Origin of the sequence: Candidatus Protochlamydia sp. W-9 (assembly GCF_001950615.1) — a bacterium.
GTDB lineage: Bacteria > Chlamydiota > Chlamydiia > Chlamydiales > Parachlamydiaceae > Protochlamydia > Protochlamydia amoebophila.
The window spans coordinates 1-12,535 of sequence record NZ_BCPZ01000109.1 but is presented as its reverse complement, the minus strand read 5'-3'; the positions used below and the strand labels follow the sequence as shown (position 1 = coordinate 12,535).

Here is a 12,535-nt window from a genome sequence, read left to right as displayed (position 1 = left end):
TAACACATATATAAACATTCTATTTTAAAGCTTTTTCATAGTATTAAAAAATAATCTAATGGCCGGTGATGGCTAGTTTTCATGCCAAGTTTTATATCACCCAACCTTAAAATATTTTAAAAAAAAACAGCCTTATCATCTAAATGCAAAATAAATTTTAATATTAAAAAATATTTAATTAAATTAATCTGTTTTCTATAGGCCTAACTTTAATGCGCATAAAGTTTAAAGTTGTTTAGAATTGGCTAGTTATTAAATTTTTAAAACATCAAACCTTGGTTTCAAAAACGGAAGTAATGATAAAATAAATTTTGAAAAATAAATTGAATTTTTAATAAATATGTATGATTAATTGGAGGAAATTATGAATCTTTGTGTCGATATTGTTAATTCTTATCAAGAGCTTAGTAAAGATGTCCATGTTAGTAAAGAAACAGGTCTTCCTGGTATTACAGATGAGGTGGCACAAAAATTTTTGAACCGAATCGGTTCATCGGCTTCTTTTTCACACATGAGTATTTCAGTTAGTATGACCACACAAATTCCTTTGGATCTTTGCTATAGTCTTTATAAATTTTATTTTTATCAAATTAAAAAGATTAATGATTTAACAGATGAGAATGCCATTTTAATACAGCTTGACAAAACTAAACAAATTGCGGATAAAGCTATTAAAGAATTTCGAGAATGTATGAAATTAATTGATGTAGGCGTAACACGAGAAATGGCCAAAGTTTTACCAAATTTCCTGTTAAATTATTTGTATGGGACTGAATTTGTGAAATTAACGGGTAAAATAGATCCAGGCTGCCAAATTGAAGAATTGACAAATTATTTTATTAGTCAAGTGCCTGAAACAAAGCTGGTCAACTTCCGCTTAGTTATTCAAAAAATGCGAAATATACATCTACCTTCTAACTTGTGGGCCATCGATGATTATAGACATAAAGAACCAAAACAAACAATGATACCAGCTGAAGTTTTTGCAAGGGTTCATCATCGAGCAATGGAAGACATGGTGCATCTATTTCATCAACATGCCGCTAATTTTGTAGATAAAATGCTAATAGATGAATTTTTTGAGGAGTTTCCGGTTTTTCAAATCAATAAAGAAAGAATAAGAGAGTTTATATGAATAATATTGATTTATGTGATAATAACAACCAACATTATTTAGCTGGTTATCAAAGCTGTCAAGAACAGGCATCCACACAAAAAAATACACAAACGACTTCTCTTTTTAGGTCGTTTAAATTTAGGGCAACTGTTACTTTATTCAAAATAGTAGATATTGTTTATCCTATATTTAAAATTTTCTTTCAGGTGCTTGAATGCGTTGGCCGTTATAGCTATTCATTAGTAAATGGACTTATTTCAATTAAAACTAAGTTTATAGGGATTGATTTTCACTTTTATTTCAATATTAATATTAATTATGATTACTCTAATACACAAAATTTACAGAATGCTTGTCCTGAACGCGCTTTGCTTTGCTAATTTTACGAGAGTATCCTTTATTAGAATACCGCTAAATTAGGAATTTTTTGACAAATGAGAAATAACTACTGAACCATTAGATATTTTTTTGCTGGACGTAAAAGTCATGTTGATTCACTTACCTCATATAAAATGAATTAATCGGAATGAGGTTAGGATAATGCTATTTCTAAAAATTCTCTTGAGAATAAATAACAAATGTTTTAACACAAAGTTTTATTGTTTTTATGAAAACCAATCTCTTTTCTTATAATTTTTATGATTAGCTACAAAATGTTATAGAAACCGCTTCAATTATTAAAGTTGCGTATCAGTAATCGTCAAAAAGTTTTAACGGAGTATTAAATTAAATATTTAACTTTTTGATGGGTAAGCAGTTAAACGAATTTGTGAATGTAAGCTAAACTTGATTTTGAATGAAACTATTTATGTTAAAATTTTTTTTTAATTTCCCGTTTATTGAATATTCTGCCCAAGCGTTAGGCATAGGATTGGATGTTTAATTCGTTTTTTACTACACCCAAGAGTGTGGCCTATTTATTGCAAATATTCATGTATTTAATCAATTACTAGTTGATCCATAAATTTTGTTTTTTTATTTATCTAAATTTTGTTAATTTCCAAAATACATACTGCGGACGATCCAATCAAATCTAAGAATCAAATTTAAATTTAATTGAAACAACAAGATCTCGATTTAATTTGTGTATGGATAAAGATAGGTAATGAAATTACTGTTAAAAATAATTTTAAAGATTAAAAAGCACAAATTTATGTAAAAAAGTCGGGCTTAAGCGAAAAGAATACTTAAAAATGTATTAATAAAAAATTCAATATTTGGTGAAAATGAACATAAGTAGCTTTAAATTACATTATCAAGGGTCATTAATCTGGTTAATTTTTTGGATGTTTGTTTTTTTTCCAATAGCTTTTGTTTTACTATTCACAAGCAGCACTTTCGAAATTGATCATTCAATTTATTATCTTCGCTATAATGGATCTCGTTTTTGGCTTTGCTTTTGGGTTTTGGCTTTTTTCCCAATTGCTTTCATTTTCATTTTTATAAATGGCTTGTCTTTGTTTCAAGAGCGAATATTTTAATTCTTCTTTTGCCATCCATATTTTGAACACCTGTTAAAAGAAAAGAAATTTTTTTTGAAAAGTTAGAATAAGAAGACGAATTTTATTTCAAGATTTAATAAAATAGAAACAAAGAATCAACATAGGACATCGCAAAATTTTAAATGATTTAACCGAAGAATTGTAAAATTTTGGCATCAATTCAGTTATTCATAGCTAATTTTTCCCAATCGTTTACGATTTTTGAATTCACTACAAAAAGAAAATGATTTTTAGACTATTGATTGATAGTAAATTGATCAAAAAATCAAACTTAGATATTAAAAATTGAATTATAATGTCTATTGGCCAATTTTGTTAAACTAAAATAAAATTTATAAAAATCAAAGCTTAGTAAAAAAATAATTTATATATTAGAGTAAATTTAATTTATAAATAAAAGAATAATTAAAAAGGGGGAAAAATGACTCAATCTATAAAAAAGGGAGACTCTGTAACATGGAATTCCCAACAAGGCTCTATAACAGGAAAAGTTGTTAAAAAAGTTGTCAAAAATGAAACTGTTAAAGTTGGAGAAAATAAAAAGCGACGGGTAAAAGCATCTAACGAAAAACCTCAAGTAATTGTAAAAAGCAATAAAACAGGAAAGCAAGCTGTCCATAAAGTAGAATCTGTAAAAAAACAGTAGGGCAAAATATCCAAAAAACATTTTTAATTAAAAAATAAAAAATTTAGGCATATTAATTTTGATGATAATAATTGTTCTTTCGCCTAAAGGCTAATTTTTGGGGATTAATTTTAGATTATCTATTCGAGTTTGAAAGATAGGGCGCTGCATTGAAATTCTTTAAAGCCTTATACTCATTTTAGGCCAATGATACCTTTTTTCGAAAAGTTTTTTTACTCAATCCACGCTGACGGGCGACTTGTATCACACAAGTAGAATTCACAAACTAATCTTAAAAGGATTTTAAACAAATTATAGAGATTTTGAATTAAATTGCATATTCCTTCCAATGTATTTGTTTAAATACGCATTTTATTTTTTTACTAAACTTGTTACATAAGTGTAATTATCTTAGATTACCCTTAAATGATAAGGGGGAAAATGAAAAAATACCATTCTCTGACGACGGAAGAAAATTCTGTCATTAATTTTAAAGGGACAGAACATCCAAACACAGGAAAATATAATCGCTTTGCAGAACCCGGTGTTTATGTCTGCAAAAAATGTGATGCTCCTCTCTATTTATCTTCAGATAAATTCTTGTCTCATTGCGGCTGGCCTAGCTTTGATGATGAAATTAAAGGAAGCGTGGATAAAAAATTAGATACAGATGGGAGAAGAATGGAAATTTTGTGCCATCGATGTGGGGGACATTTAGGGCATGTATTTAAAGGTGAAGGATTAACACCAAAAAATTTAAGGCACTGCGTGAACTCAGTGTCTTTATCCTTCCTCCCTGCTTTAACGAAAGAGGGATATGAACGGGCTTTATTTGCCGGAGGATGTTTTTGGGGAGTCGAGTATTTATTCCAAAAGCTTACAGGAGTTATTGAGACGAAAGTAGGATATAGCGGGGGAGTAACCATCGACCCTACTTATGAAGACATTTGTTCGGGAAGAACAAAACATGCTGAAACCTTAGAAGTTGTTTATGATAAGAATAAAATTACTTATGAAGCATTAGCGAAATTTTTTTTTGAAATCCACGATCCTTCTCAATTTCAAAGGCAGGGTCCAGATATTGGGAATCAATATCGCTCTGCTATTTTTTATTTAACAAGGCAACAAGAAGAAATAGCTCAGCGCCTAATTCAACTTCTTTCCACTAAAGGAATTTCTATCGTAACAGAAGTTATTCCAGCAAGTGTTTTTTATCCAGCAGAAAGCTATCATCAAAATTATTATGGCAAAACAGGAAAGTCACCCTATTGCCATATTTATACAAAGCGATTTTAATTCTTTGGTTATAAAAACAATAAAGATTAATAAAATTTTTTATTGATTGTTTTTTGTGGGGCGAATATGTTCGGGCAAAAGGCTCCAAACATTTATAAGAGCAAAAAACTTCAAAAATTTGCTCTCCTCGGTGGTTATAACAATGAGGATGGATGTTTGGAATAAGGTGGATTATCTTAATAAGTTATGAACCATTTGTTTCAAACGCTTTTCTTAATTTCTAATGTTACTCTCAATTCAAAAGGTTTGCTCTATTATATAAGGCGAATAAATAAGCATTAAAGCAGTTTTTCATAGATGTATTTTTTCTTTTGATATTCATTAAACTCTCAACCCAGGAGTTCATATGTTAAAATTTTTTAAACAGCATTTAACGAAAACTTTATTTACTAGCTTAACTCTTCTTCCTTTTTTTGTTTTCGCCCATGGCGGAGGACGTTATCACGACCATCACGATGATCATCACTATCACCACTATTATAATCATGATCATTACTACCACAATAACTATTACTATGGTGGTTATTACGGAGGATATGCTTATCCGTATTATTATGGTACTCCTTATTATAATTCCTATCCCTATTATGAACCGGCTCCAAGTGCAGGAATTTATTTACAATTTGGGAAGTAAAAAAGCTAAAGTCGGCGTTAGTTAAATAAAAATTTAGCGCCGATTTTTAATAAGTTCAGCCTTTAAACTGTTTGAGATATAAAATGACTTTAAAAATAGAAAAAGGAAAGGTTGCAGAATCCGGAACCTATATTTGTTATTAGAAGACAACATATTTTGAATTCCAAACACAGTAAACCTAATTGAAGTTAGTTTATGAAGCTTAAAGTTTTTTAATTTTTCTAAAACACTAGTATGGAATTAATTATTTTTGATTTGTATCAATTGGGCAAGTATTCTTGCCGATAAGTTGATAGAAGAGACACCAACTAGCTACCGCTTCATAAAAAATAAAAAGGCTAAAAACTAGAGTTACCCAGTTACTTTCCCACCAAGCTAGAAATAAAAAAGTGAAGGCAAGGAATAAACGCACAAGACGATCGACTATTCCTATATTTTTTTGCATAATTGACCTTATCTTTCAATTCAAGGAATTTTCTTTTGCAAACGTAAATCTTAAATATCTCTCTTTGGTTTTAAATTCAAGTCTATATTAAATAATGGTAGATATAGTTGATAAAATTTGGGTAGTGCTCTCCAAATGAACCAAACCATCTAGCTTGCTTCTAAGATATAGGAGTAAGACTAGATTTATGACTAATTGTAAATTAATTACATCAGTAGAAAGAAGAAGACGATGGTCCTTAGAAGAAAAAAAAGGTCAATCTGTTTCCCAAATAGCAAGGAGATGTGATATAAACCAAGTCAACTTTTTGCATGGAAAAGGCAAATGGAACAAGGAGTATTACAAGGATTAGCAGCCGAGAAGAATTAGTTCCCAAAAGCCAAGTGAAAGAAATAGAAAAGCGAATAAGAGAACTAGAGCGGATGCTTGGGAAAAAGATACTTGAAAATGAAATTTTAAAAAAGGCTGTAAGGCTTGGGCAGGAAAAAAAACTCATCTCGCGGCAACCATTGCCAAGCTTAAACGATTTAGCATAAGGAAAATAGCAGAGGTGATGGAAGTATATAGAAGTATCAAGATCCAATCTTATAGAACAGCTTAAAGAGCATTTACCTCGTCGGCCAGTCTTTTATTCTAAATTGGATCGAAGACTATAACGCTAAAGCCCCTCATAAGGCTTTAAATATGCTCTCTCCAAGAGAGTATTTAAGGAAATTAAAAATGGCAGGCTAGCGGTCCGGTTTTATAGGGGCAACTCCAGCATCTTACAGTTAGAAATATGAATTTATCAATATTGTAGCTGTTTACAGAGTCAACTGTATCAGAGTCAATTTTATGCAGTAGCACTTGCTTGATTTGATTTTTTTTATTTAAGGAAATATCTTCAGATAAAGCTCTTAACCTTGACGTTGCTTTTTCTAGTGAGTCTATTTTTCCCTTTGCCCATAAGATCCCGGTATTGCGCGTGGATTACCTTTCACATTCCTATAATCATCTCCTGATGGGAACCAGCTAAAATAAAATGTTTCTCCATGCATGAAAAAAATGCTTGTTCCAAGGCTTCAACAGCTATAAAAAGCTTCTTATGGTTAAACCTAACGCCTCATTTTCAATACAAGAGGAATGCGCCGATAACCAAATCGAGGTCTTTCAAAAGCCACTACTTTAATGAGTGCTTTCTCTTGTTTATTCCCTTGCCTATTCGACAACTATCACCCAGCTGATCGATACCTTTTAAAATTAACGTTTACAACTTAAAGGCTTCTTCATCGTTGAGCTTCGGAAACATCCATTCACCAAATTTTGCTTCCCATTGATAATAAGAAGCTATGCTGACTTCGTGCTTGCAATAAACTTCTGTAAGAGATGTTTCAGAATCGACTTCTTTTAGGATTTTAATGATTTGTTCTTTGAACTTTTTCTTCATCCTGTTTTCCTTCTGTTTTCCTTTTTTTAAAGGATAGCATGATCAGGATTTTCTACTTTTTGTTGGAACTTTTCGTGGTGCACTGCCATCTTTTATGAAAGATAGCTTAGGTTTAGCAACTTTTAGTTTGCTTGACAGAGTCAAGCATTTTTTAAATAATAAGTCATTTAAAAAAATACCGAGCAAAATTCTCTATTTTTGTTTTCATAATCTGTAGAATAAAAATAGAATGGAGTGAATGGAAAACAACAGGGTTTTTATGAAAGCATATATGACAAATAACCTAATTCGAACGATCAGTCATTTTAAAGAAGAAGAAGAATTTAATGCTTTTTTAGAAGCTTATAAGCAAGCAAGTGTAAACCTAGAAATTGACTCTTTCCAGCTCCATTTAAATTGGCCGTCTTTTTTAGAAATTATCGATTTAGAGGCATTATTTTGGTCCTTCCATCCATTAAATGAAGAAGATGCTCTTTATAACTTTTTGCTCTCCATGTTAAATAAAAATGACCAACAAGTATTGTTAACCTGCTTGTATGATCAAGTTTTTATCGATTGTTTGACAAAAGTAAAAAAACTGCCTCAAATAGATCAAACGTTTCTTCTCAATCAAATTCAGAAAAAGCGAGATCTTATTCAGGTCCCTCTTGTTAAAAAATTATTTGCAGCTTCTTTAAATTATTATGAGAAATTATTACAAGTAGATCCTTATCATACTATTCATGATTTAACCCTCTATTTAGCTTGGGACCGTGTATGTGTTAATCTCGCTGTGATCTTTGAGCACCCTTCTTTTAAATCTGTTGACGGATTGACTACATTGAAAGAATGTCTTATAGAGTCTTTTCAACATATTACGAAACAAGGAGAAACAACCCCTGGTTTTTTTCGATTCATGGAAGCTTTGTATGCTATTTTAATGCGAGAGGAAAATTTACCAATTTACTCGGAGGAAGAATGGTTAATTCTTTGCCAAAGTGCAGAAGCCCTGAGATCGCGAGAGATTGTTTGCGATGCTCCATATATCGATAGAATCCTAGTTGATAAATATTCAAATTCAAAAAAGCGTGCACAATTAATTCTAACACTCGATTCTATAGAAAAAGTAAACGCTAGTTTAAAACTTGCTGAATTTGAAATTAAAAAATTAAATCAAGAGAAAATGGCTTGGAACTATTCTTTATCGCCAGTTGAAATTGTGTGTTTCAAACAAGAGAATCAAAAACTTCTTTTTAATACAATTATTCGACAAGAATATTTTTAATTCTCATAAGTTTGGTGCTCAATTAATTCTATTTTTTGTTGACGACTCATTTTTTTTATAGAAAACTCCCGTTTTGTAGCCTCAGATCGATTAAGTTGTTTTTCTCTAAATACGATTTTTTCTGGTTCTGATATTTTAAAAAAACGGGCTCCTTTGCCTTGTTCGCAATGCTCTTTAAATCGCCTTTCAATATCTTTTGTAATTCCAGTATAAAGCTTACCAGAACGCGTTTGGATAATATAAACTTCCCAGTTGTTAGCAGTCATTTCCATATTTCCTAGATAAAAAGTGCGACATTAATGAATAAACAATCTAGCATACCATTAAAATTTTCATTTTTACTAGTGACAAGAGTGAAAGATTTTTTTACACTGAAACGAATTGTTAATATCTTAACCAGGAATTGTAATAAGTATTTGTTCGGATAATTGGATTATAGAGAAATGTCTTAAAGAGAAAATGATTGAGCCTTTTGTAGATAAGCAAGTGCGATTTGAGAATGAAGAGAAAATTATTTCTTATGGGAGTTTCCTCTTATGGTTACGATATTCGAGTTTCAAACCAATTTTAAATATTTACTAATGTTTACGGTTCTATTGTAGACCTTAAGCAATTTGACACAAAAAGACTAGTAAAAATAGAAGATGGTGTGTGCGTTATTCCTCCTAATAGCTTTACGCTAGCAATAACTTTGGAATATTTTCGCATCCCTGAAAATGTTTTGACGATTTATGTGGGAAAATCCACATATGCCCGTTGTGGAATTATTGTCAACGTTACTCCATTTAAACCTAGCTGGGAAGGATATGCTGTCTTAGAAATTTTAAACACAACACCACTTCCGGCCAAAATATATGCCGGAGAGGGAATTGCATAAGCCCTGTTTTTTGATGGAAATGAGAAATGTTTGTATACATGCTACTAGAAATGGGAAGTACCATCGACAAATGACACTGACGTTGCCTTTACTATAAATTATAATGGAAAACTTAATGAATCCTACCCCTCCATTTATTCTTCCTACCATTGTTGATGGAGAAGATAAAAGTTCACTATTGACGAATCGCATTCGAAAAAATTATCGACACATTCGAAAATGGGCTAAGCGCACTCAAACCAATTGTTTTCGCATTTATGATAAAGAAATTCATCAATATCCTTTAGCCATTGATTTTTATGACGGTCGATTTTGTGTTCACTATTTTTCTAAAGCAGCCAATGATAATGATTATGATCCCCCTAAAGAATTAAAAGACACAACGATTCATGCGTTAAAAACAATTTTTAATGTGGAGGAAGATCTCATTTTTTGGCGGACCAGATCTAAGCGAAAAGAAACACGCCAATATGAAAGGCAAGGAAATGCTAAAGAATTTTTTTCGATTGTTGAGTTTGGCGTTCAATTCAAAGTTAATCTTATCGACTATTTAGATACGGGACTTTTTTTAGACCATCGAGAAACACGTAAAATGGTGGCGCAGGCTTCCATTAATAAAAAACTGCTCAATCTTTTTGCTTATACCTGTTCTTTTAGCGTTCATGCAGCTGCTTCAGGAGCTATTTTTACTAAAAGCGTAGATATGTCTAATACATACACAGAGTGGGGGAAAGATAACTTCCGACTCAACTCTTTGTCTCTTCAAAATAATGAAGTTATTCGTGCTGATTGTTTAAAATTTTTGGATGATGAAATTAAAAAAAACTTAAAATACGATGTCATCGTGATTGATCCTCCGACCATTTCTCGATCTAAGAAAATGGATCAACTATTTGATATCCAAGTTGATTATGTATCAATGCTTTCTAAATCCTTAAAATTATTACAAAAAGATGGGGTCATTTTTTTTAGTACGAATTTTCGCAAATTTGTTTTTAACCAAACCTTATTTCCTTTTTGTTTAATCCAAGATGTTTCTCATAAAACCATCCCTATTGATTTTCATGACTCAAAGATACACCGATGTTGGAAAATTATTAAGAAAGCTGATTTCTAAAAAAATTCTTAATATACCAGATATTATTCATGGTAGAGATGAGCAAGCTTTTATTTATTTTTGATCAATATCAATTTAAAAAAGTTAAAAATATGAGGGGTGATAATTGCCTTAGGTTTGGCAATAGTAGGTTTTTAATTCACAGTACTTTTTCTTTTTTTTGTAAAAGCATAGACAAGATAGGTTAAGGTTAATAAAACAATGATAAAAATTGTCGTTTCATCACCTTTCCCTAGATGGTGGAAAAATGATAAGCCATAATCTCCAAAGAAGTAGCCGAGGGAGAGAAAGCTGGAAACCCAAACGAGGGCTCCGCTATAGGCGAAAAGAGTAAATTCTTTAAATTCTAAACGGGACATACCTGCTGAAAAACCAGTAAAATGTCTGACACCCGGAATAAAATAACCAATAAACAATGCCCATTTTCCAAAACGTTCAAACCATTGATGTGCTTTATCGAGATGTTTTTGGGTTAATCCAAACCATTTTCCTGCTCGATTAAAAAAATAGATGCCCGCTTTTAAGCCTAGTAAATAACTAGCAGTAATTCCGCAAACACTTCCTCCCAAACAAGCAATAATGGTTTCTGTAATTTTTAAACTTCCATTTTTCATCAAAATTCCGCTGATGACTAAAAGTGTCTCTTCTGGAACGGGAAAAGCAATAATTCCAAGAGCTAATAATGCAAAAAGAGCAAAAACTCCATATTGCTCAAGCCATGGTATTAAGGCATCAAGATTGACATGTTCCATTTAAAATCCTTTAAAGTTCTGGGAAAGAGAGTAAAGATTAAGGAGTAGGTTTGTAAATACACTCCTTAATCAAATTTTTTTAGCTAAATTTTCTTTTGGAAGTTTTGATCAATCACAAACAAGGCGGCTTTGTCATCACCAATTAATATAATTTGGTCTAAATTATCTTGAGCATTTTTTTCTTCTTCGACTTGCTCTGTGATAAACCATTGGAGGAAGATATGTGTTGCATGATCTTTTTCTTGAACCGCTAACTCATAAATTTGATAAATTAAATGCGTGACTTTTCTTTCCTGTTCAAGAGCGAGTTTAAAAATCTCTTCAATAGAATTAAATTTAACAGGAGGTTTATCAATTGGTTGAAGATCTACATGAAGATTTCGATCAATGATATAATTATAAAACTTCATCCCATGCTCATGTTCCTCTTCAGCTTGTTTACGAAACCATTTCGCAAATCCATCTAAGGGAATATTATCAAAATACGATGCAATAGAAAGATAAAGGTAAGAGGAATAAAACTCATGCTTGATTTGCTCATTCAAGGCTGTATAAATTTTGTCGTTCATAACTAAACTCCTTATGATTATAGATGATTTTTTGCTACATTCTAAACGTATTTATAATGATTTTATCACTCATCTATAAATTTGTTTTTTGAATTAAATATACTTCATCTAGATAGGCAATTAATTTTTAGCAAAAAAGTACTTTAGCAGATTAGTTAATTATACCAAACTTCTGAAATAAATAAAAAAAAATAAAATTTAATAGCATTCTTGAATAAAATGGCTAAAAATAGCTTTGAAAGGCAATTTTAACTTATATAAAATGAAAATTTCTAAATTTTGGAAAAAAAACATTGACGATTATTGCAATTAAATTTGTATAGGTTTTAAATGAATGGTGAACGACAAATCCTAAATAGTAAGTTTTAACTTTGCTATGAAAGGGCCAATAGCTAAGAAAGTTTTTATAAAAGTGATGTATTATCTAAAAAACTAATAAGAGCTAATATTAGATTATTTTTCAGAAATAAAAACTTATCCATAGAGCTCCATTAATTTTGTCGATTCAAGTTTGAATAAGACCTTTTATTTGTTTTAGTTGCTTAACATTTGAGTACATTCTTTTTAAAAAAAAGGGGTAACATATGGCTAATAAAACTAATCGTCAGACTGAATCTAGTCAAAACAATTCTCAAAGTTCAAATTACAGAAAAAATGCCCAAACTCGTTATGAGGAAAAAGGCCTGCATCATCCTATGAGTCGTGAAGAAGCAGGTCGCCGAGGAGCGGAAGCTCGTTGGGGAAAAGAGCACGATGAAGATTATGATGGACGCAGAAGTCATCGAGGCAGATCTTCAGGTGATGAGCCTATGAGTCGTGAAGAGGCAGGTCGCCGAGGAGCGGAAGCTCGTTGGGGAAGAGAGCACGATGAGGATTATGATGGACGCAGAAGCCATCGAGGCAGATCTTCA

General features: G+C 31.3%; 14 protein-coding genes and 2 pseudogenes. 10 read left to right on the top strand and 6 right to left on the bottom strand.

What is annotated here, in order from left to right:
* Window positions 1-364 precede the first annotated feature (364 nt).
* Both BU804_RS02990 and BU804_RS02985 read left to right on the top strand, forming a co-directional pair.
* Window positions 365-1,135, top strand: a complete 771-nt coding sequence (locus BU804_RS02990) for a hypothetical protein (RefSeq protein ID WP_075882916.1) — start codon at window positions 365-367, stop codon at window positions 1,133-1,135.
* On the top strand, window positions 1,132-1,497 hold the full coding sequence (locus BU804_RS02985; RefSeq protein WP_075882915.1) for a hypothetical protein: 366 nt from the start codon (window positions 1,132-1,134) through the stop codon (window positions 1,495-1,497). Before BU804_RS02990 ends, BU804_RS02985 begins: the two co-directional genes overlap by 4 nt.
* 972 nt (window positions 1,498-2,469) lie before the next feature.
* On the opposite strand, the gene BU804_RS13190 is transcribed toward BU804_RS02985, so the two are convergent.
* Entirely contained in the window at window positions 2,470-2,613 is a 144-nt protein-coding gene (locus tag BU804_RS13190; protein WP_158025004.1) for a hypothetical protein, read from the bottom strand.
* A 427-nt stretch (window positions 2,614-3,040) separates the two neighbouring features.
* Here BU804_RS13190 and BU804_RS02975 point away from each other — a divergent pair, with 427 nt between their 5' ends.
* The 3 genes from BU804_RS02975 (at window position 3,041) to BU804_RS02965 (ending at window position 5,174) form a co-directional block, all read left to right on the top strand.
* The gene (locus BU804_RS02975) at window positions 3,041-3,265 is read left to right on the top strand and encodes a hypervirulence associated TUDOR domain-containing protein (protein ID WP_075882913.1); all 225 of its coding nucleotides are present in this window, start codon (window positions 3,041-3,043) and stop codon (window positions 3,263-3,265) included.
* Between the two features lie 420 nt (window positions 3,266-3,685).
* Window positions 3,686-4,540: a bifunctional methionine sulfoxide reductase B/A protein gene (locus tag BU804_RS02970; protein WP_075882912.1), complete on the top strand. Its 855-nt coding sequence runs from the start codon at window positions 3,686-3,688 to the stop codon at window positions 4,538-4,540.
* Window positions 4,541-4,886: 346 nt separating this feature from the next.
* A complete protein-coding gene (locus BU804_RS02965) occupies window positions 4,887-5,174 on the top strand; it encodes a hypothetical protein (protein WP_075882911.1) in 288 nt (95 codons plus the stop codon).
* A gap of 244 nt (window positions 5,175-5,418) precedes the next feature.
* Here the strand turns inward: BU804_RS02965 and BU804_RS02960 are convergent, their stop codons facing one another.
* Entirely contained in the window at window positions 5,419-5,619 is a 201-nt protein-coding gene (locus BU804_RS02960) for a YgaP family membrane protein (protein WP_075882910.1), read from the bottom strand.
* 187 nt (window positions 5,620-5,806) lie between these two features.
* On the opposite strand from BU804_RS02960, the pseudogene BU804_RS02955 reads away from it, so the two are divergent.
* Window positions 5,807-6,263: pseudogene (locus BU804_RS02955) on the top strand (transposase); the annotation flags it as partial.
* 602 nt (window positions 6,264-6,865) lie between these two features.
* On the opposite strand, the gene BU804_RS02950 reads toward BU804_RS02955, so the two are convergent.
* Entirely contained in the window at window positions 6,866-7,045 is a 180-nt protein-coding gene (locus BU804_RS02950; RefSeq protein ID WP_075882909.1) for a transposase, read from the bottom strand.
* A gap of 259 nt (window positions 7,046-7,304) precedes the next feature.
* Between BU804_RS02950 and BU804_RS02945 the strand changes: the two genes are divergently transcribed.
* On the top strand, window positions 7,305-8,309 hold the full coding sequence (locus BU804_RS02945; protein WP_143298916.1) for a hypothetical protein: 1,005 nt from the start codon (window positions 7,305-7,307) through the stop codon (window positions 8,307-8,309).
* Here the strand turns inward: BU804_RS02945 and BU804_RS02940 are convergent.
* On the bottom strand, window positions 8,306-8,575 hold the full coding sequence (locus BU804_RS02940; RefSeq protein ID WP_075882918.1) for a GIY-YIG nuclease family protein: 270 nt from the start codon (window positions 8,573-8,575) through the stop codon (window positions 8,306-8,308). The genes BU804_RS02945 and BU804_RS02940 overlap by 4 nt on opposite strands.
* Window positions 8,576-8,717: 142 nt before the next feature.
* Between BU804_RS02940 and dcd the strand changes: the two are divergent.
* Both dcd and BU804_RS02930 read left to right on the top strand, forming a co-directional pair.
* Window positions 8,718-9,283 (top strand): annotated as a pseudogene (gene dcd, locus BU804_RS16490) (dCTP deaminase).
* Between the two features lie 18 nt (window positions 9,284-9,301).
* A complete protein-coding gene (locus BU804_RS02930) occupies window positions 9,302-10,303 on the top strand; it encodes a class I SAM-dependent methyltransferase (protein ID WP_102135632.1) in 1,002 nt (333 codons plus the stop codon).
* Between the two features lie 134 nt (window positions 10,304-10,437).
* On the opposite strand, the gene BU804_RS02925 is transcribed toward BU804_RS02930, so the two are convergent.
* Window positions 10,438-11,055, bottom strand: coding sequence for a DedA family protein (locus BU804_RS02925; protein WP_075882907.1), 618 nt, complete (start codon window positions 11,053-11,055; stop codon window positions 10,438-10,440).
* An 83-nt stretch (window positions 11,056-11,138) separates the two neighbouring features.
* Entirely contained in the window at window positions 11,139-11,624 is a 486-nt protein-coding gene (locus tag BU804_RS02920) for a ferritin (protein ID WP_075882906.1), read from the bottom strand.
* 584 nt (window positions 11,625-12,208) lie between these two features.
* Here BU804_RS02920 and BU804_RS13990 point away from each other — a divergent pair.
* A partial coding sequence (locus BU804_RS13990) for a hypothetical protein (protein ID WP_075882905.1) occupies window positions 12,209-12,535 on the top strand: 327 nt, incomplete at its 3' end.

Bases quoted from the DNA above. Each gene is read 5' to 3' on its own strand.
- BU804_RS02990 (WP_075882916.1), top strand. From the start codon at position 365: ATGAATCTTTGTGTCGATATTGTTAATTCTTATCAAGAGCTTAGTAAA.
- BU804_RS02985 (WP_075882915.1), top strand. From the start codon at position 1,132: ATGAATAATATTGATTTATGTGATAATAACAACCAACATTATTTAGCT.
- BU804_RS13190 (WP_158025004.1), bottom strand. From the start codon at position 2,613: ATGGCAAAAGAAGAATTAAAATATTCGCTCTTGAAACAAAGACAAGCC.
- BU804_RS02975 (WP_075882913.1), top strand. From the start codon at position 3,041: ATGACTCAATCTATAAAAAAGGGAGACTCTGTAACATGGAATTCCCAA.
- BU804_RS02970 (WP_075882912.1), top strand. From the start codon at position 3,686: ATGAAAAAATACCATTCTCTGACGACGGAAGAAAATTCTGTCATTAAT.
- BU804_RS02965 (WP_075882911.1), top strand. From the start codon at position 4,887: ATGTTAAAATTTTTTAAACAGCATTTAACGAAAACTTTATTTACTAGC.
- BU804_RS02960 (WP_075882910.1), bottom strand. From the start codon at position 5,619: ATGCAAAAAAATATAGGAATAGTCGATCGTCTTGTGCGTTTATTCCTT.
- BU804_RS02950 (WP_075882909.1), bottom strand. From the start codon at position 7,045: ATGAAGAAAAAGTTCAAAGAACAAATCATTAAAATCCTAAAAGAAGTC.
- BU804_RS02945 (WP_143298916.1), top strand. From the start codon at position 7,305: ATGAAAGCATATATGACAAATAACCTAATTCGAACGATCAGTCATTTT.
- BU804_RS02940 (WP_075882918.1), bottom strand. From the start codon at position 8,575: ATGACTGCTAACAACTGGGAAGTTTATATTATCCAAACGCGTTCTGGT.
- BU804_RS02930 (WP_102135632.1), top strand. From the start codon at position 9,302: ATGAATCCTACCCCTCCATTTATTCTTCCTACCATTGTTGATGGAGAA.
- BU804_RS02925 (WP_075882907.1), bottom strand. From the start codon at position 11,055: ATGGAACATGTCAATCTTGATGCCTTAATACCATGGCTTGAGCAATAT.
- BU804_RS02920 (WP_075882906.1), bottom strand. From the start codon at position 11,624: ATGAACGACAAAATTTATACAGCCTTGAATGAGCAAATCAAGCATGAG.